The organism is Actinomadura craniellae, from assembly GCF_003289645.1.
Classification (GTDB): Bacteria; Actinomycetota; Actinomycetes; order Streptosporangiales; family Streptosporangiaceae; genus Actinomadura_D; species Actinomadura_D craniellae.
The window spans coordinates 267352-284534 of the sequence record NZ_QLYX01000003.1 but is presented as its reverse complement, the minus strand read 5'-3'; the positions used below and the strand labels follow the sequence as shown (position 1 = coordinate 284534).

Below are 17183 nucleotides of genomic sequence, written 5' to 3'. Positions count from 1 at the left end.
AATTCCCGCGCCTCCGGCCGCCGCGGAGCCGGTCAACCGGTTTCGGAGGCCGCGCGGAGGTATCGTCGACGGTTCCGGCCAGGAGCATCGCTGCGTCGTAGGCCGGGCCAGCGCGCTCTCCGGCGGGCAGGGCCCGGTTCCGGCCGGGCCCCGCCCCGGAGCCGTCTCGTCAGGTGGTGGCGGGTGGCGACGGGACGTGCGGGATCGCGGAGCGGGGGTTCGCGCCGGAGAACGCCAGCCCGATGACGAATCCCGCCACCTGCTCGAGCTGGTGGACGCGGTCCAGCGAGCCCAGGACGGCCGGCTCCCCGCCGACGTCGCGCACCAGGTCGCCGACCGCCCGCAGTGCCGCCGGGTCGTCGCCGCACATCGCCACCGTCACGGGCGGCCCGCCGTCCGTCCACTGCGCGGCGGGGAAGAGGTGGAACGCCTTGACGACGTGCGCTCCCGGGGCGAGCGCGGCGATCCGCCGTGCCATTGATTCGCCGGGGGCGGTGAGCAGTTCGCCGACGCCGTGTTCGACGGCGTTCGTGGGGTCGATCAGTGGTGTGCCGGCCAGCAGGCCGTCGGTTGCTCCGGCGCTGCGCAGCATGTCCTCGACGCCGTTCCAGGTCACCGCGAGCAGCACCGCGTCGCGGCCGGCGGCGGCCTCGCGCGGTGTGGCGGCGCGGGCCGCCGGGCCCAGCCGGTCGGCGAGCCGCCGCGCCCGGTCCGGGGATCGTCCGCCGATCACCAGTTCGTGTCCCGCACGCGCCCAGCCGGTGCCCAGACCTTCGGCCAGCGCTCCCGTGCCCAGAATTCCGATCCGCATCGTCTCTCCTTCAGCAGTGGTTCTCTGGCCGTCACGGTAGGGAGGCCGATGCGCACCGATCGGTGCGTATCGGGTGGGCGATGATGGGTGGCGAGATGAGCGATCACGACTGCTATGAGCTGATTGCCGACTGCCGCCTGCGCGCGGTCACCGACCTCTTCACGCACACCTGGGACCCCGTCGTCCTGGCCGCCCTGCACGAGGGCCCGCGCCGGCGCCGCGAACTGCGTGCCGCGATCGGCGGCATCAGCGACAAGGCCCTGACCGAGGCGTTGCGCCGCCTGCTCGCCAGTGGCCTGGTCGGCCGGCGCGCGTACGCCGAGGCCCCGCCGCGGGTCGAGTACGGCCTGACCGGCCTGGGACGGAGCCTGGTCGACGGCCCGATCAGGGAGCTTGGCCGCTGGACGCTCGAACACGGCGACGAGCTCGTCGCCGCGCAGGAGAACGCGGAACGGGCGTCGTCGGCGCACGGATGACCGGCCGGCCCCGGCGGGCCGTCAGAGGTGGGAGCCGCCGGTGGCGTCAAGGGTGGCGCCGGTGACCCAGCGGCCGTCCGGGGAGGCGGCGAACGCCACGACGTCGGCGATGTCGGCGGGCCGGCCGACCCTGCCGAGAGCCGCCGCGCTCGCGGCGTAGGCCGTACCGTCGGGATCTCCGCGCAGCCAGTCGGCGTTCATGTCGGTGTCGACGATGCCGGGCGCCACGTTGTTGACCGTGATCCGGCGCGGGCCCAGGTGCTTGGCCAGGGCGAGGGTGAAGGTGTCGATCGCGCCCTTGGTCATCGAGTAGGCGATCTCTTCGGGAAAGGCGATCCGGGTGACCCCGGAGGTGACGTTGATGATCCGGCCGCCGTCGCGCAGCAGGGTCAGCGCGCGCTGGGTGACGAAGAACAGGGCCCGGGTGTTGACGGCGAAGACCCGGTCGTAGTCCTCCGCGGTCACCTGCTCGATGGGGCCGTTGGAGCCGATGCCCGCGTTGTTGACCAGGATGTCCAGGCCGCCGGAGGCGTCCTGCTCGCGGAGTCCTCGCTCGAGACCGGCGAAGAGCGCGGCGACGTCTCCCGCCGTGCCCAGTTCGGCGCGCACCGGGAAGGCCCGGCCGCCCGCCGCCGCGATCTTCGCGATCGTCTCCTCGGCGGCCGCTTCGTTGCGGGCGAAGTGCACCGCCACCAGGGCGCCGTCCGCCGCGAGGCGCTCGGCGATGGCCCGCCCGATCCCTCTGCTCGCACCGGTCACCAGAGCCGTCTTGCCGGCCAGTCCGCCCATGGCACTACCCCCGCCCAATTATGTATCGATCACTACATAATTACCGTAGCAGGATTTTTTAGCGACCGCTATAGAATGTGGCCATGGCAGTCGGACGACCGCGCGGCTTCGACCGCGACACCGCGCTGGAGCGGGCGCTGGAGGAGTTCTGGCGGCACGGCTACGAGGCCGCCTCCATCACGGCGCTCACCGCCGCGATGGGAATCCGGCCACCGAGCCTGTACGCCGCCTTCGGGGACAAGCGACGGCTCTTCGGCGAAGCGGTGCGGCACTACCAGCGAACCCACGGCGCGTTCACCACCAGGGCACTGGCCGAGGAGCCCACCGCGCGGCAGGCCGTCGAGCGGATGCTGCGCGAGGCGGCCGTGCACTACACCGATCCGGCCCACCCGCCCGGCTGCCTGGTGATCAGTGCCGCCGTCAACCACGGCCCCGACTCGGCCGATGTGGAGGCCGAGTTGCGCGCGCTGCGCGAAGCCGCCAAGCACGCCGTCGTCGAGCGGATCTCCCGCGACATCGCCGCGGGCCTGCTGCCCGCGGACACGGATGCCGAGGCGCTCGGCACCTATTACGCCGTCATCGTGCAGGGCATGTCGCGACAGGCCCAGGACGGCGCCGACGCCCGCGCACTCGACCGGGTCGCCACCCTGGCGATGGCCGCCTGGCCCGCAGAGCACCCCTGACCCGGGCTCGCAAGGCGATCACCTCGCGCCGCCCCCCGGATCGGCCAGGTGACCGGGACCACGGCGATCGCCCGCAGGGTCCTCCCGACCGCCGGCGGGGCTCTCTCGTCCTGCGCACGGCTCCGTTCGAGGAGCGCCGCCGACCCGTTCGGGCCTCGGTTCGCGGGGTAGGGCGCGGGCGGAGGAGGTGGGTGCGATGGACTCCCTCGTGAAGGACCTGCTGCGGGAGGCCGGCCGGACGTACGCCGCGGAGGCCGGCATCGCCCTCAAGAACCAGCCCGCCCCGCTGTTCCAGTTGCTGACCATGGCCAACCTGCTGAGCGCCCGGATCGGCGCGGGCGTCGCGATCGCCGCCACCCGCGAACTGCTGGCCGCGGGCGGCACCACGCCGCGAAAGATGCTCGGGCTCGGCTGGCAGGAGCGAGTGGACGCGCTCGGCCGCGGCCACTACGTGCGCTACGACGAGAGCACCGCCACCCGGCTCGGCAAGATGAGCGAGCTGGTGCTCGGCGAGTACGGGGGCGACCTGCGGGAACTCCCCCGACGGGTCGGGCACGACCCCGGCCGGACCCGCGCGGCGCTCCAGGAGTTCCCCGGCATCGGGCCCACCGGCGCCGACATCTTCTGCCGGGAGGCGCAGGCGGTGTGGTCGTGGCTGCGTCCCTACCTCGACGACCAGACGATCGAGGGGGCGCGGCGACTCGGGCTGCCCGAGGACGTCAAGCGGCTCGTCGACCTGGTGCCCGAGCGCGACCTCGCCCAGTTCGCGGCCGCACTGGTGCGCGTCGCCCGGGACCGGAAACTCGCCGACGCCCTGCGCGGCTGAGGATCCCCGGTTCAGTCGAAGACGATGACGCGGCGGCCGCCGCCGGCCCCGCGGCCCATGGCCTCCAGCGTCGCCGGGACCTCGTCCAGGGTGATCGCGGTGACGCCGGGCAGGATGCGGTGCTGTGCGGAGAAGGCCAGCGTGTCGCGCAGGTCGTGCGGCGATCCGGACGGCGACGCCATGACCCGCAGCCGGTTGAGCACCATCGGCTGGACCGGCAGGGTGAGCGGCGTGCCGTCGTACCCGCAGAGGATCAGCGTGCCGTCGGGGGCGAGCCCGCCGAGGGTCGCGGCGGCGGCCGCGTTGGACGGGGCGGCGTTCAGAATGACGTCCGCGCCGCCGTCCCACGCCTTGAGCGCGGCGGCGGGGTCGGTGTCGCGGCTGGCCACGAACAGTTCCGCGCCGAGTTCCCGCGCGCCCGCCGCGCCGCCGGCCGACCGGCCGATCACGGCGACTCGCGCGCCCATGGCCACGGCGTAGCGAACGGCGAGCGCGCCGACGCCCCCGCTGCCGCCAACGACCGCCACCCGGGAGTTCGGGGTGATTCCGGCCTGCCGCAGGCCGTTGAACGCGGTCAGGCCCGCGCACATCAGCGGCGCCGCGGCCACCGGATCAAGCCCGGCCGGCAGCGGGGTCACGTACCGGCCCTTGAACAGGGCGTACTCGGCGTACCCGCCGTCGGCGACGATGCCGGTGAAGCGCTTGGCCCGGCAGAGGATCTGGTCGCCGGCCACGCAGTAGTCGCAGTGGCCGCACGAGTCGTACAGGAACTGGGCTCCGACCGGGTCGCCCTCGATGAGGCCGGGCACGCCCTCCCCGACCGCGGCGACCGTGCCGGTGATCTCATGGCCGGGGACGACCGGGAAGCGGGCGAACGGGAAGTGCCCGCGGAGCAAGGTCAGGTCCGTGAAGCACACCCCGCAGGCGGTGATCTTGACGAGGACCTCGCCGGGCCCCGGTTCCGGGATCTCGCGTTCGGTGAAGGACAGCGGGGCGTCCACCCCGGTGGCGAGCGCTGCGCGCATCACGGTCTTCTCCTCGGCTCGGGAACCTCGGGGGTGAACTCCCCCGCTTCTCCAGGGTGTCCCGGGCCGGGCCGTGCGCGGGCCGCGCAGCCTGGGGTGGTCAACCCCAGGTTCCGAGCAGGCCGAACGCCGGGCCCGGCGTGTCCCGCCACACCTCGGCGGGGTCGAGTGCGTGCAGCTTCGGCACGACGCCGGGGTCGTCGGGGACGAACCACAGCAGCCGCTGTGCGGCGTCGGTGGTGACGATGCCGTTGCAGGTGACCTTGAGGACGCCGAGGGCCGGGTTGACGATCCGCTTGTAGTCCTCGTGCCGCGCCCGCACCTGCCGCTCCTGCCACAGCTCGGCGAACTCGGTGCTGGCGGCCAGCAGGTGGCCGACCAGTTCGGCGCCGGCCGGGTCGGCGGGGCCGCGCCGGGCGACGGCGGCGCGGAGGTCGGAGACGAGCAGATGGGAGTGGTGGTCGTGATCCTCGGGCGGGTAGAGGTCACGGGTCGCCGGGGCGGTGAACCAGTGGTAGAGGAAGCCGGCCCGGACGCCGGTCAGCCCCGCCTGCGGGCCGACCAGGACCTCCGCGGCCCGGTTCTGCAGCAGCACCTCGTGCAGGTCGGTGATCACCATGGCGGGAGTGTCCGCCAGCCGCTCCATGAGCTGGCGCAGCGCGACCTGCGTCCGGACCGGCTCGGCGCCGAGCGGCGCGGGGCGCCCCGCCAGGCGGAACAGGTGGTCGGTCTCGTCCGCGTCCAGGCGCAGGGCCTGGGCCAGCGCGTGCAGCACCGGCTCCGACGGGCTCTGCCCGCGGCCCTGCTCCAGTTCGGTGTAGTAGTCGGCGGACACGCTGGCCAGCAGCGCCACCTCGTCCCGGCGCAGGCCGGGCACCCGCCGCCTGGTGCCGGGCGGCAGCCCGACGGCCTCCGGGCGCAACCGGTCCCTGCGCGACTTCAGGAACAGCCCCAGCTCACCAAGGTCCACGGTGTCCTCCGTCCTGGCATGGCCCCGCCCCCTTCACTTCGGCAACGCCGAGAACCATGCCGGGCTTCCCTGCGGACGCGGACCGGCGGGCGCCAAATCGGCAGGGCCGCGCTGCTCCGCGGCTCCACCGGCGCCGGCCGGGGATCCTTGGCGTGCCCTCCGCCGCCACCTGACGAACACGCCGGACCGGATCGCGGCACCCCGCGGCCGACCAGCCGGTCAGCCCGCTTCGCGCAGGGGTTGGAACCGGACGCTCAGCCGCATCTCCAACGCTTCCGCCAGCCGCTCCAGCATCGGGATCGTGGGCATCGTGCCACCGGCCTCGAACCGGGCCACCGCCGGCTGCTTCAACCCCGCACGCTCGGCCAACTGCGCCTGGGTCAGCCCCAGTTCCTCCCGACGCGACCGGACGGCCTCGCCCAGCTCGAACCGGATCCGCGCCGCCTCGTACGCCGTCCCGGCGCCCGGACGCCCCATCACCTCGGCTCGCTTGTCGGTCCACGCCCTGCGCTCACCCATGTCGCTCACTCCTCACCGACGGTGTGCTCCTCGGCGACGCACCGCCGCATGGCCCGCCACGCCCGCTCGACCTCGGCGACCTCACGCATCCGTTGCTTGCAGAACACCGTCAGCAACACGATCCGCCGCCCCGGCGCGATCCAGTAGGTGATCCGCGCCGACTGCCGGTCGAGATGAAACCGAAGCTCCCTCAGCTTGCCACGCAACTGCCGGGTGTACGGCTCCCCGAGCAGTACCCCACGCTCGGCCAACAGATCAATGTAGAAGACCACCGTCTCCTGATCTGCCTGACCGAGTGTGTCGAACCACTCGTCCACCTCGGGTTCCAGCTCCACCTCTCCCCAATTCATAACACGGACGTTATATTGCCGGCAAGGTGTCCACACGCCGAATCGGTGAAGAAGCAGCATCACTCCGTCACCGACGGAAGGTGCAAACTGCGGCGTACAACTCACAGGGGGGCCATTTCCCTGCGGGGGTGTCGGGGGTAGCGTCGGACCATGAACGTCGGTGACGTGGTGGACGACTTCGAGCTGCCGGACGAGACGGGCGAGCCCCGGACGCTGAGCGGCCTGCTGGAGAAGGGGCCGGTGGTGCTGTTCTTCTACCCGGCCGCGATGACCCCGGGGTGCACCGCCGAAGCGTGCCATTTCCGGGATCTGGTGGCGGAACTGGCGGAACTGGGCGCGCACCCGGTCGGCATCAGCGCCGACTCGGTGGACAAGCAGAAGGAGTTCGCCGACAAGCACTCCCTCGGCTACCCGCTGCTGTCCGACCCGGAGGGGAAGGTGCGCGCCCAGTTCGGCGTGAAGCGCGGCCTGGCGATGATGCCGACCCGGCGCCAGACGTTCGTCATCGACACCGATCGCCGGGTGCTGGACGTCATCAAGAGCGAGGTCCGCATGAACGTGCACGCAGACCGCGCGCTGCAGGCCCTCCGCACCCGCACCGCCTGACCGTCAGCGCGGCTTCGGGGGCAGCCGAACCCAGCCGCGGGTCTCCTCGCAGGTGACGCGCAACTCCCGGTAGGCGTCCGGTTCATGGTTGGAAACGGGCGGGGGCGGGTGGCACGCTGCGTGCCATGGAGCGGCGTGAACTGTGGGAAGTGATCGAGGAGGCCCGGCGGCGGGCGCCCGGTGACGCGGAGGCGGTCGCCGAGGAGATGGTGGCGATCCTCGCAGCGCTGCCCCGGGAGCGGATCGTCGCCGCGGCGCAGCCGCTGTGGGACCTGCTGACCGACGCCTACCGGATCGACCTGTGGGCCGCCGCCTACCTGATCAACGGCGGGGCCTCCGACGACGGGTTCGTCTACTTCCGCGGGTGGCTGGTCGCGCAGGGACGCGAGGCGTTCGAGCGCGCCGTCGCCGAACCGGACTCCCTGGCCGGCCTGCCCGCGGTACGGGCCGCGGCGGAGCGGGACGAGGATCTGGAGGCGCCGGACATCGTCAGCACCGTCTGGAACGCCCACCTCAAGGCGACCGGCGAGGAACTCCCGCCCGGCTCGTTCGCGATCCGCCACCCAGCCCTGGACGACTGGGACTTCGACGACCCCGCCCAGGTGCGCGCCCGCCTGCCCCGCCTCGCCGCGCTCTACCTGGACTGAACCGGGTCAGCCGACGTCGATCCGCGCCGCCAGGTAGGCCGCGAAGTCGGCGGCGGGCCAGTCAGGGCGCGGCTACACGCGGTCCAGCAGGTCGGAGCTCGGCGAGTAGTCGATTTTCCAGTCGGCGCAGTAGCCCAGCCTCCCGTCACGGACGCAGCGGACGCCCACGCTCACCCAGCGCACCTCGTCCGTCTCGTCGGCGCCGGTCCGCATCGTGAAGCCGACCGCGACCTCGAACTCCTCCCCGCCGCATTCGCACTCGATCACCTCGGGGTCGGCGTCGTCCCAGTAGTCCTCGCTGTCGAGCATGAGCGCGGACTCGCCGCAGCCGGCGCACGTCCGGCGCACGACGCTCTCGGCGTCGTCGGCGAGCAGGCCGAAGGTCGTACCGGAGCAGGCGGCGCAGACCGCCACGACGACCCGGTGGACGGGGTAGCCGTCCGGGTCGTCCTGCTCCAGGTACGCCACGAGGTCGGCCGTACCATCACCGCTCCGCCGCTCTCCACTCACTTCCAGGGCCATTGCGGCAGGTTATCCATCAACCCCGACAAACCCCGAGCCAAAGGAACGATCATGGGTTCCGCATTCCGGTGGAACAGGTTCTAATGGCGCATGGCTGTTTCGGTGCCCCCACCCCGCTCCGTCCAGATCGGCTACGGGATCGGGTCGTTCTGCTCCGGTACCTTCTCGACCGTCCCCGGGCTGCTGCTGCTCTACTACCTGACCAACGTGCTCGCCGTGCCCGCGGGGGTGGCGGGGCTGGTGGTCTTCCTGCCCAAGGCATGGGACCTGGTGATCAACCCGTACGTGGGGCGGTGGTCGGACCGGTCGGGCACGCGCCGGCCCTGGCTGCTGGGCGGTGCGGCGACGCTGCCGGTGGCGTTCGTGCTGGTCTTCGCCGGGCCGCCGCTGCGGGGCATGGCCGCCGCGCTGTTCGTCGGCGCGATGTTCTTCCTCGCCGCGACCGCGTACGCCCTGTTCGAGGTCCCCTACAAGGCGATGCCGGCGGAGATGACCGACGACTACCACGAGCAGTCACGCCTGCTGAGCTGGCGGATGGCCTTCGTGGGCATCGCGATCCTGCTGTCGGGCGCGGTGGCCCCGGCGCTCGTCAACATCGAGGGCGGCGAGGCGAGCATCGGCGGCTACCGGCTGATGGGGGTGGTCGTCGGCGTCATCCTGCTGGTGGCCATGGTCGCCACGTACCTGGGGACGGCGGGGGCGCCGCGGATCGCGCGGGGGCAGACCGAGCAGCACGTACCGCTGAGCCGGCAGCTGTGGGCGGCCAGGGAGAACCGCGACTTCGTCCAGCTGGTCGCCTTCACCTCCGTCCAGATGCTCGCCGTCGGGATCATGCTGGCCGGCGCCCCGTACTTCGCCACCTACGTGCTGGGGGACACCCGCGCCACCACCACGATGTTCCTCGCCCTGGTCGGTCCGATCATCATCACCATGCCGCTGTGGACGCGCCTGGCCCGGCGGCTGGAGAAGCGCGGCGCGATGATCCTGGCCTCGGTCCTGTTCCTGGCCGGCGGCGGCGCGATGGTCCTCACCCCGGCGTTCGGCGCGGGGTACGCGCACGCCTGCGTGGTGGTCATCGGGATCGGCTACGCGGGGGTCCAGCTGCTGCAGTTCTCCATGCTCGCCGACACGCTCGTCGCGGACGCGCTGCGCTCCGGCAAGCACCGCACCGGCGTCTTCACCGGCCTGTGGACGGCGATCGAGACCGTGGTGCTCGCCCTCGGCGCGCTGCTCCTGGGCTGGACGCTGAGCCTGGTGGGCTTCATCGAGTCGGAGGCCGACGAGACCGTCACCCAGTCCGACCGGGTGGTCGACACCATCCTGTACGGCGGCTCGCTGCTGCCCGCGGCGCTGATCGCCGTCGCCATCGCGCTCACCCTGCGCTACCGCCTCACCGCCGATCACCTGGCCGAGCTGCACGCCCGCACGGCGGACCCGGAACGGGCGGGGTGATCCGGCCCGCACGATGCCCGCACGTTGCCCGCACAATGGAGGCATGGCCGAACTCCCCTGCCCGTGCGGGCTGCCCGCGCCGTACCGCGACTGCTGCGGGCCGATCCACCGCGGCGCGGCGCGGGCCGAGACCGCCGAACGGCTGATGCGGTCCCGGTTCAGCGCCTTCGCCGTGCAGAACGCCGGTTACCTGCGGCGCAGCTGGCATCCCAGCACCCGGCCGCCGGTGGTCGACTTCGATCCGGCCCTGCGCTGGTCGCGCCTGGAGGTCCTGGCCACCTCGCGCGGCGGCCCCGCCCACCTCGAGGGGACGGTGGAGTTCCGTGCCCACTACACCCGGGGCGGGCGGCCGGGCCGGCTGCACGAGGTCAGCCGGTTCGTGAAGCACGACCGGGCCTGGGTGTACCTCGACGGCGAGGCGGGCTGACCCCGGTTCAGCGGCCCGGCGTGGCGCGCAGGTCGCGCGGGCTCATCCCGTAGCGCTGCCGGAAGGCCGCGCTGAGGGCGCTGGCGGAGGAGAAGCCCGCGGCGTGGGCCACGTCCGTGATGGGCAGGTGCCGGTGCGCGGGGCTGAGCAGCCGTTCCCGCGCCAGCCGCAGCCGCTCCTCCCGGATCAGCTCGCGGGGCGTGGTGCCGGCCCGCTGGAGGGCCAGTTGCACCTGCCGCAGCGACCAGCCCAGCGCCTGCGCCATCGCGGCGCCGGTGAGGTCCGGGTCGGCGGCGTGTGCCCGCGCGTACCGCCGGACCATCGCCTCGACCTCGGCCAGGTGCCCCGGCCCGTCGGGGCGGTCGTCGCCCGCGAGGAGCATGCGCAGCAGCTCCACGATCCGGTCGCACACCGCGTCGAACCCGGCGGCGGTGAGGTGGTCGCGTTCCCCGGCCAGGCCGGTCAGCATGTCGCGGGCCACCCGGCCCAGGCCCGTGGTCAGGTCCAGCCCGGCGGCCAGCGGCGACGGGCGGTCCAGCTCGCGCGCCGGGATCGTCAGCATCAGGCCGTGCGCCGCGGGGCCCTCCACCAGCTCGAACGGCGCGGTCAGCGTCATCAGGATCGCCGTGCCGGGGGCGAACCGGCGCTGCCGGCCGTCCTGCCGCATCCGCCGCTCGCCGGCGAGCGGGAGCACGAACCGGTAGTCCTCGTCGGCGTCGCGGCGGGCCCGGGCGGCGGTCTGGACGTAGCCGACCTCGCCGGACCAGTACTCGACGAGCCTGTAGGAGCCGGTGCGCTGGCAGATCGTCGTGCCGTCGAAGGCGGCGCCCGGGTACCGGCAGTCGAGCCGGGGCTGGCACGCCGCGACGAGCTCGCTCCAGAAGGCGGTGCGCGCGCCGGGCTCCAGGTCGTCGGTCGTGGTCGACTTCACCGTGTAGGTCCCCGTGGTCAACTGAAACATCCTTCCGGTCACCCCGAGGCCGACGATGAGCGCGTTCCACCGCCTGCCGGGCAAGCGGGGTTCGGCGCCCTCGCAGGGTAGTCCGGATCGTCCCGGAAGCCCGAGATCGACATGCGCGCCGGCACAACTTCCTTGCGCGTGGGCGCAAGTGCACTGCGCTGCGTAGTCGTAATGTCGCGATACCCGGAGGTCAGGTCACCCCGACCGCGGTCCGGCCGACCCACATCCGCTGGAGACTGGAATTCCGATGGCGCCATTCCTGTGGGCGGCGGTGTTCGCGTACGCCGCCGCCGGGGTCCTGTTGCTACGCGAACGACGCATCCGCACCGCCCTGACCCGGCAGAACGCCTCGCTCACCACCGAACTGCGCGCCCGGGACGGGGAACTGCGGCACCTGGTCTCGACCCGGCTGCCGGAGCTGGCGGACTCCCTGCGCAACCCGGCCGTGACCGTGTCCGGCCCGCTGTACGAGCGGGAACTCGCCGGGACGGAGTACGCCCGCGGGCTGCAGTCGGTCATGGACATGTTCACCGAGTCCGCCGGGCGGGCCGGCGAGCGGGCCGACCAGTCCGCCAAGACCACCCTGCGGGCCATGATGCGCGTGGTGCAGAGCCTGGCGAACGAGCAGCAGGTCGCCATCTCCGACATGCAGGAACGCCACGACGACCCCGCCGTGCTGGCGGACCTGCTGCGGATCGACCACATGAACGCCCAGCTCGGCCGGCGGGTGCAGGCCACCGCCGTGCTGTGCGGGTCCTGGCCGGGACAGCAGCGGTCGGCCTCCGCCCTCACCGACGTGGTGCGCGGGGCCACCTCCCGGATCCGCGACTACCTGCGCGTCCGGCTCTACGCGCAGATGAACATGGCGGTGGTCAGCCGCGCGGTGGAGCCCGTCGTGCTGACCCTGGCCGAGCTGCTGGACAACGCCGCGCGCCACTCGCAGCCCAACACCTCGGTCGAGGTCAACTTCCAGGCGACGCACAACGGCGTCGCCATGATGATCGACGACGCGGGCGTCGCCATGGGCGCCGAGGAACTGCACCAGGCCGCCCGGCGGCTGTCCGGGCAGCAGGCCCTGGACATCCACCGGCTCGGCGACCCGCCCCAGGTCGGCTTCGCGGTGGCCGGGGTGCTGGCCGCCCGGTACGGGTTCACCGTCTCCGTGGACACCCAGTCCCCCTACGGCGGGGTGCGCGCCGTGGTGTTCCTGCCCATGGACCTGCTCACCCGGATCCCCGCCGAGACCGGCGCGCCGGGCGCCGCACCCGAGCAGCCCGCCGCCAGGGAAGACCGGGCGGGCCAGACCTCCAGCGGCCTGCCCAAGCGCCGCCGGATGGAGGTCGCCGCCGCCGTCGCACCGTCCCCGGAGCCCGCGGACCGGCCGGCCCGCCCGGCCCGGGAGATCGCCGCCGGGATGGGCGCCTGGCAGCGCGGCACCCGCTCCGGGCGCGCCGCCCCGCTCGACAGTGAAGGGAAGGAACCCCGGGCATGATCGACGTGACCAACAACAGGCTCGGCTGGATGCTGGACGACGCCCTGCGGATGCCGGAGACCCGGCACGGGATCCTGCTCTCGGCCGACGGGCTGCTGATGGCCCACTCCGAGCGGATCGACCGGGACGAGGCCGAGCGGCAGGCCGCCGCGATGGCCGGGTTGCAGTCGCTCGCCCGGGGCACCGCCGAGTTCTGCGGCGACCCGGGCACCACCTGGCGGCAGACCATCAGCGAGTTCGACGACGGGTACGTCTTCCTGGTGGCCGCCGGCGCGGGCGCGTACCTGGCGGTCTCCGCCTCGCCCCAGGTGGACATGGAGGCCGTCTCGTTCCGGCTCCAGGAACTGGTCCAGCGGCTGGGCAAGGAGTTGACCAGCCCGCCGCGGGAGAGCCGGCCCGCATGACGCCGCGGCCCAGGCGGGCGCTGGTCCGGCCGCACGTGGTGACGGGCGGCCGGGCGCACCCGACCCGCAACGTCTTCGACCTGGTCACCCTGGTGGTCGCGGGGAGCGGCGGCGGCCCGACGGCCGGGCTGAACCCGGAGCAGCGCCGGCTGCTCGACCTGTGCCGGGGCGGCCCGCTGTCGGTCGCCGAGATCGCCGGCCATCTCGACCTGCCGACCAGCGTCACCAAGGTCCTGCTCTCCGACCTCGTGGACGGCGGCCACCTCTCCGTCCGGGCGCCGGCCGCGCCGTCCCAGCTCCCCTCCGTCCCGCTGCTGCAGGAGGTGCTCGATGGACTCCGCGCTCGTCTCTGACTCCCGCTACCTGCGCGACACCGTGCAGACCGCGGTGAAACTGCTGATCGTGGGCCACTTCGCGGTCGGCAAGACCACGTTCGTCGGCACCCTGTCGGAGATCCGGCCGCTGCGCACCGAGGAGCGGATGACGCAGGCCGGGACGTTCGTGGACGACCTGGCCGGGATCGAGGACAAGACCACCACGACCGTCGCCATGGACTTCGGCCGCCTCACCCTCAGCGACCGGCTCGTCCTCTACCTGTTCGGCACGCCCGGGCAGCAGCGCTTCACCCGGCTGTGGCAGGACCTGTCGCGCGGCGCGCTCGGCGCGCTGGTGCTGGTGGACACCACCCGCCTCGACAGCTCCTTCGAGGTGATGGACCTGGTGGAGCGGCAGGGCCTGCCGTACGCGGTGGCGGTCAACCGGTTCGACGGGTCGCCGGCCGTGCCCGAGGCCGAGCTGCGCGAGGCCCTTGACCTGCTCCCCACCACCCCGCTCGTGCAGTGCGACGCCCGCGACGAGGCGTCCTCCCTGCGGGCGCTGATCGCCCTCGTCGACCACCTGCTCACCCTGGACCAGGAGCCCGCATGACCTCCGACGCCCCGCCCGCCCGGGAACCGATGTACGGGCCGGAGTTCGCCGCCGACCCGGGCGCCGTCTACGCCCGGCTGCGCCGGCACGGCCCGTTCGGCCCGGTCGAGCTCGCCCCGGGCGTCCCGGCGACACTCGTCGTCGGCTACGAGGCCGCGCTCCAGGTGCTGCGCGACCCCGCGACGTTCCCCAAGGACGCCCGCCGGTGGGAGAAGGACGTGCCCGCCGACTGCCCGGTGCTGCCGATGATGGGGTACCGGCCGAACTGCCTGATGACCGACGGCGGCGTGCACGCGCGGCTGCGCGGCGCCGTGACCGACAGCCTGGAGCGGATCGACACGGGTGCGCTGCGCGACCACGTCGAGCGCACCGCCGACGACCTGATCGACCGCTTCACGACCGCCGGGGAGGCCGACCTGGTCGCCCGGTACGCGCGGGCGCTGCCCCTGCTGGTCCTCATCGAGATGTTCGGCTGCCCGCGCGAGATCGCCGACCGCATCGTCACCGGGATGAGCGGGATCTTCGAGGGTCTGGACGCCGAACGCGCGAACGCCGAGATCAACCGGGGCGTGGCGGACCTGATCGCGCTCAAGCGCGCGCGGCCGGGCGCGGACGTGACGACCTGGATGCTGAACCATCCCGCCGAGCTGACCGAGGACGAGCTGGGGCAGCAACTCGTCGTGCTCATCGGCGCCGGGGCCGAGCCCGAGCAGAACCTGATCGCCAACACGCTGCGGCTGCTGCTGGCCGACGACCGGTTCGCGGGCGACCTGTCCGGCGGCAGCCTCCCCGTCGAGGACGCGCTCGACGAGGTGCTGTGGACGGACCCTCCGATGGCCAACTACGGGGTCACCTACCCGGAGCGGGACCTCGTGCTGGGCGACGCGCTGCTGCCCGCGGACCAGCCGGTCGTCGTCAGCTTCGCCGCCGCCAACACCGACCCGGCGATGGCCTCCGACCACCGGACGGGCAACCGGGCCCACCTGGCGTGGAGCACCGGCCCGCACACCTGCCCGGCCAAGGGCCCCGCCCGGCTGATCGCCTCCGTCGCCATCGAGCGGCTGCTCGACCGGCTGCCGGACCTCGAACTGGCCGTGCCCGCCGCGGAGCTGGAGTGGCGGCCGGGCCCGTTCCACCGCGCCCTGGCGGCTCTGCCGGTCCGGTTCCCCCCGGTGCCGGTCCCGGACCGGACCGAGCCGGCCGGCGCGCCCGTTGCCGGGCCCGTCCCGCCGGCGGCGGCTCCGGCGCCCCGCCGCGCCCGGTGGTGGGACCCGCTGGTCCGCTGGTGGAACGGCCGGTAAGCCAGCGGGCCAAGGGAGTCAGGGGAGGATCGCGTCGGTGTAGCCGCCGTCCACGCGCAGCGCGCCGCCGGTGGTGGCCGAGGCGTGCGGGGAGCTGAGGTAGACCACCATGTTCGCGATCTCCGCGGGCTCGATCAGCCGTTGCAGCAGCGACCCGGGGCGGTATTCGCGCATGAAGGCCCGCTGGGCCTCGTCCCACGGCAGGTCGCGGTCCACCAGGCTGTAGACGAAGTCCTCCACTCCCCCGGTGTGGGTGGGGCCGGCGATGACGGAGTTCACCGTGACGCCGGTGCCGGCGGCCGCCTTGGCGAAGCCGCGGGAGACCGCCAGCAGTGAGGTTTTGCTCATGCCGTAGTGGATCATTTCCTCGGGCGTCATGACCGCCGAGTCGCTGGCGATGTACTGGACGCGTCCCCAGCCCCGCTCCACCATGCCGGGCAGGTAGGTCCGGGTGAGCCGGACCCCCGCCAGGACGTTCACCTCGAAGTACCGCCGCCACTCGGCGTCGGTGATCTCCAGGGCGGGCCGCGCCCCGAAGATCCCCAGGTTGTTGACCAGGATGTCCACGTCGGGCAGCAGGTCGGTGACCTGCCGGGCGCCCTCCTCGGTCGCGAGGTCGGCGGCGGCCGGCACCACTTCGGCGCCGGTGACCTCGGCGCGCAGCGCGTCGGCGGCGGCCTGGACGGTGTCGGGCGTGCGCCCGTTGACGGCCACCCGCGCCCCGGCCCGGGCGAGGCCGGCGGCGATCGCGGCCCCGATGCCCTGGGTCGATCCGGTCACGAGCGCGGTCCTGCCGGTGAGATCGATCTGCATGCCGGGAGCCCTTCCCTCCTCCCAGCCGGTATGCGCGCGGGCCGCGACCGCTGACCGCCCGAAGCACCTAAGGACCCCGGGACCTTACCCATCCCCACATTCCGGGGTAAGCATGGTGTGACCATCAAATCACGATGAGTCGCCAGGGGGCGGTGAAATGGCCACGACCACCGGCCTGGAGGAGATCCACATCCTGTGGACATCCGAGGGCATGAGCTGTGACGGGGACACGGTCTCGATGACCGCGGCCGGGCTGCCCAGCCTGGAGGACGTGCTGCTCGGGCTGATCCCGGGCCTGCCCAAGGTGCACCTGCACAACAAGGTGCTGGCGGCCGAGACCGGGGACGAGTTCATGGCCGCGTTCCACCGGGCCGCGCGGGACGAGCTCGGGCCGTTCATCCTGGTCGTGGAGGGGTCGATCCCCAACGAGCGGATCAACGGGGACGGTTACTGGACCTCGATGGGCAACGACCCGGTGACCGGGGAGCCCATCACCGTCAACGACTGGATCGACCGGCTGGCCCCCAGGGCGTGGGCGGTGGTGACCGCCGGCACCTGCTCGGCGTACGGCGGGATCCACGCGATGGCCGGGAACCCGACCGGCTGCATGGGCCTGGGCGACTACCTGGGCGGGGACTTCCGCTCGGCCGGCGGGCTGCCGATCGTCAACGTGCCCGGCTGCCCCATCCAGCCCGACAACTTCATGGAAACCCTGCTCTGGCTGCTCTACCAGGCCGCGGGCCGGGCCCCCACCATCCCGCTGGACGACAAGCTGCGGCCCACCTGGCTGTTCGGCAAGACCGTGCACGAGGGCTGCGACCGGGCCGGCTACTACGAGCAGGGCGACTTCGCGCTCGACTACAACTCACCCAAATGCCAGGTCAAGATCGGCTGCTGGGGGCCGGTGGTGAACTGCAACGTCCCCAAGCGCGGCTGGATGGACGGCATCGGCGGCTGCCCCAACGTGGGCGGCATCTGCATCGGCTGCACGATGCCCGGCTTCCCGGACAAGTTCATGCCCTTCATGGACCAGCCGCCCGGCGCGACGATCTCCTCGACCGTCGCCGGTGTCTACGGGCCGCTGATGCGCAGGCTGCGCGGCATCACCAACAAGACGGTCAACGAGGAGCCGAAGTGGCACCACGACCGTCCCGAACTGACCAGCGGCTACCGCCCGTGAAG

General features: G+C 73.0%; 22 protein-coding genes. 13 read left to right on the top strand and 9 right to left on the bottom strand.

Annotated elements, in window-relative coordinates:
- Window positions 1-169 precede the first annotated feature (169 nt).
- Entirely contained in the window at window positions 170-811 is a 642-nt protein-coding gene (locus DPM19_RS08090; protein ID WP_111864284.1) for an NADPH-dependent F420 reductase, read from the bottom strand.
- 95 nt (window positions 812-906) lie between these two features.
- Between DPM19_RS08090 and DPM19_RS08085 the strand changes: the two genes are divergently transcribed.
- Window positions 907-1287: a winged helix-turn-helix transcriptional regulator gene (locus tag DPM19_RS08085; RefSeq protein WP_199484922.1), complete on the top strand. Its 381-nt coding sequence runs from the start codon at window positions 907-909 to the stop codon at window positions 1285-1287.
- A gap of 21 nt (window positions 1288-1308) precedes the next feature.
- On the opposite strand, the gene DPM19_RS08080 is transcribed toward DPM19_RS08085, so the two are convergent.
- Window positions 1309-2076: an SDR family oxidoreductase gene (locus DPM19_RS08080; RefSeq protein WP_111864279.1), complete on the bottom strand. Its 768-nt coding sequence runs from the start codon at window positions 2074-2076 to the stop codon at window positions 1309-1311.
- A gap of 83 nt (window positions 2077-2159) precedes the next feature.
- Here DPM19_RS08080 and DPM19_RS08075 point away from each other — a divergent pair, with 83 nt between their 5' ends.
- Both DPM19_RS08075 and DPM19_RS08070 read left to right on the top strand, forming a co-directional pair.
- A complete protein-coding gene (locus DPM19_RS08075) occupies window positions 2160-2759 on the top strand; it encodes a TetR/AcrR family transcriptional regulator (protein WP_111864277.1) in 600 nt (199 codons plus the stop codon).
- Window positions 2760-2955: 196 nt separating this feature from the next.
- Window positions 2956-3585, top strand: a complete 630-nt coding sequence (locus DPM19_RS08070; protein ID WP_111864274.1) for an HhH-GDP family DNA glycosylase — start codon at window positions 2956-2958, stop codon at window positions 3583-3585.
- A gap of 11 nt (window positions 3586-3596) precedes the next feature.
- Here DPM19_RS08070 and DPM19_RS08065 read toward each other — a convergent pair whose 3' ends face one another.
- The 4 genes from DPM19_RS08065 to DPM19_RS08050 all read right to left on the bottom strand — a co-directional run bounded on the left by DPM19_RS08065 (window position 3597) and on the right by DPM19_RS08050 (window position 6449).
- Window positions 3597-4610 carry an alcohol dehydrogenase catalytic domain-containing protein gene (locus DPM19_RS08065; RefSeq protein WP_111864271.1) on the bottom strand — a complete coding sequence of 338 codons (1014 nt, stop codon included), beginning with the start codon at window positions 4608-4610 and terminating at the stop codon, window positions 3597-3599.
- A 100-nt stretch (window positions 4611-4710) separates the two neighbouring features.
- Window positions 4711-5580 carry a helix-turn-helix transcriptional regulator gene (locus DPM19_RS08060; RefSeq protein ID WP_111864268.1) on the bottom strand — a complete coding sequence of 290 codons (870 nt, stop codon included), beginning with the start codon at window positions 5578-5580 and terminating at the stop codon, window positions 4711-4713.
- A 219-nt stretch (window positions 5581-5799) separates the two neighbouring features.
- Window positions 5800-6099, bottom strand: a complete 300-nt coding sequence (locus tag DPM19_RS08055; protein WP_111865017.1) for a helix-turn-helix domain-containing protein — start codon at window positions 6097-6099, stop codon at window positions 5800-5802.
- 5 nt (window positions 6100-6104) lie between these two features.
- A complete protein-coding gene (locus DPM19_RS08050) occupies window positions 6105-6449 on the bottom strand; it encodes a type II toxin-antitoxin system RelE/ParE family toxin (protein WP_111864265.1) in 345 nt (114 codons plus the stop codon).
- 150 nt (window positions 6450-6599) lie between these two features.
- On the opposite strand from DPM19_RS08050, the gene DPM19_RS08045 reads away from it, so the two are divergent.
- Together DPM19_RS08045 and DPM19_RS08040 are read left to right on the top strand one after the other, a co-directional pair.
- Window positions 6600-7055, top strand: coding sequence for a peroxiredoxin (locus DPM19_RS08045; RefSeq protein ID WP_111864263.1), 456 nt, complete (start codon window positions 6600-6602; stop codon window positions 7053-7055).
- Between the two features lie 125 nt (window positions 7056-7180).
- The gene (locus DPM19_RS08040) at window positions 7181-7702 is read left to right on the top strand and encodes a DUF4240 domain-containing protein (protein WP_111864262.1); all 522 of its coding nucleotides are present in this window, start codon (window positions 7181-7183) and stop codon (window positions 7700-7702) included.
- Between the two features lie 72 nt (window positions 7703-7774).
- Here DPM19_RS08040 and DPM19_RS08035 read toward each other — a convergent pair whose 3' ends face one another.
- Window positions 7775-8224, bottom strand: a complete 450-nt coding sequence (locus tag DPM19_RS08035; protein WP_111864259.1) for a hypothetical protein — start codon at window positions 8222-8224, stop codon at window positions 7775-7777.
- A gap of 90 nt (window positions 8225-8314) precedes the next feature.
- On the opposite strand from DPM19_RS08035, the gene DPM19_RS08030 reads away from it, so the two are divergent.
- Together DPM19_RS08030 and DPM19_RS08025 are read left to right on the top strand one after the other, a co-directional pair.
- On the top strand, window positions 8315-9676 hold the full coding sequence (locus DPM19_RS08030; protein ID WP_111864256.1) for an MFS transporter: 1362 nt from the start codon (window positions 8315-8317) through the stop codon (window positions 9674-9676).
- A 43-nt stretch (window positions 9677-9719) separates the two neighbouring features.
- Window positions 9720-10103, top strand: a complete 384-nt coding sequence (locus tag DPM19_RS08025; protein WP_199484921.1) for a YchJ family protein — start codon at window positions 9720-9722, stop codon at window positions 10101-10103.
- A 7-nt stretch (window positions 10104-10110) separates the two neighbouring features.
- Here the strand turns inward: DPM19_RS08025 and DPM19_RS08020 are convergent, their stop codons facing one another.
- Window positions 10111-11055: a cupin domain-containing protein gene (locus DPM19_RS08020; RefSeq protein ID WP_233509970.1), complete on the bottom strand. Its 945-nt coding sequence runs from the start codon at window positions 11053-11055 to the stop codon at window positions 10111-10113.
- Window positions 11056-11311: 256 nt separating this feature from the next.
- On the opposite strand from DPM19_RS08020, the gene DPM19_RS08015 reads away from it, so the two are divergent.
- The 5 genes from DPM19_RS08015 to DPM19_RS07995 are packed head-to-tail and all read left to right on the top strand — an operon-like array spanning window position 11312 to window position 15188.
- Window positions 11312-12556 (top strand): ATP-binding protein, encoded by a 1245-nt coding sequence (locus DPM19_RS08015; protein WP_111864251.1) that lies wholly within the window; start codon window positions 11312-11314, stop codon window positions 12554-12556.
- A complete protein-coding gene (locus DPM19_RS08010) occupies window positions 12553-12960 on the top strand; it encodes a roadblock/LC7 domain-containing protein (protein ID WP_111864248.1) in 408 nt (135 codons plus the stop codon). Before DPM19_RS08015 ends, DPM19_RS08010 begins: the two co-directional genes overlap by 4 nt.
- On the top strand, window positions 12957-13313 hold the full coding sequence (locus DPM19_RS08005; protein ID WP_111864246.1) for a DUF742 domain-containing protein: 357 nt from the start codon (window positions 12957-12959) through the stop codon (window positions 13311-13313). The genes DPM19_RS08010 and DPM19_RS08005 overlap by 4 nt, the downstream gene beginning before the upstream one ends.
- Entirely contained in the window at window positions 13291-13887 is a 597-nt protein-coding gene (locus DPM19_RS08000) for a GTP-binding protein (RefSeq protein ID WP_111864243.1), read from the top strand. Before DPM19_RS08005 ends, DPM19_RS08000 begins: the two co-directional genes overlap by 23 nt.
- Window positions 13884-15188 (top strand): cytochrome P450, encoded by a 1305-nt coding sequence (locus tag DPM19_RS07995; RefSeq protein ID WP_199484919.1) that lies wholly within the window; start codon window positions 13884-13886, stop codon window positions 15186-15188. The genes DPM19_RS08000 and DPM19_RS07995 overlap by 4 nt, the downstream gene beginning before the upstream one ends.
- An 18-nt stretch (window positions 15189-15206) precedes the next feature.
- On the opposite strand, the gene DPM19_RS07990 is transcribed toward DPM19_RS07995, so the two are convergent.
- On the bottom strand, window positions 15207-16001 hold the full coding sequence (locus DPM19_RS07990; RefSeq protein WP_111864240.1) for an SDR family NAD(P)-dependent oxidoreductase: 795 nt from the start codon (window positions 15999-16001) through the stop codon (window positions 15207-15209).
- Window positions 16002-16158: 157 nt separating this feature from the next.
- Here DPM19_RS07990 and DPM19_RS07985 point away from each other — a divergent pair, with 157 nt between their 5' ends.
- Window positions 16159-17181: an NADH-quinone oxidoreductase subunit B family protein gene (locus tag DPM19_RS07985; protein WP_111864238.1), complete on the top strand. Its 1023-nt coding sequence runs from the start codon at window positions 16159-16161 to the stop codon at window positions 17179-17181.
- The last annotated feature ends 2 nt before the right edge of the window (window positions 17182-17183 follow it).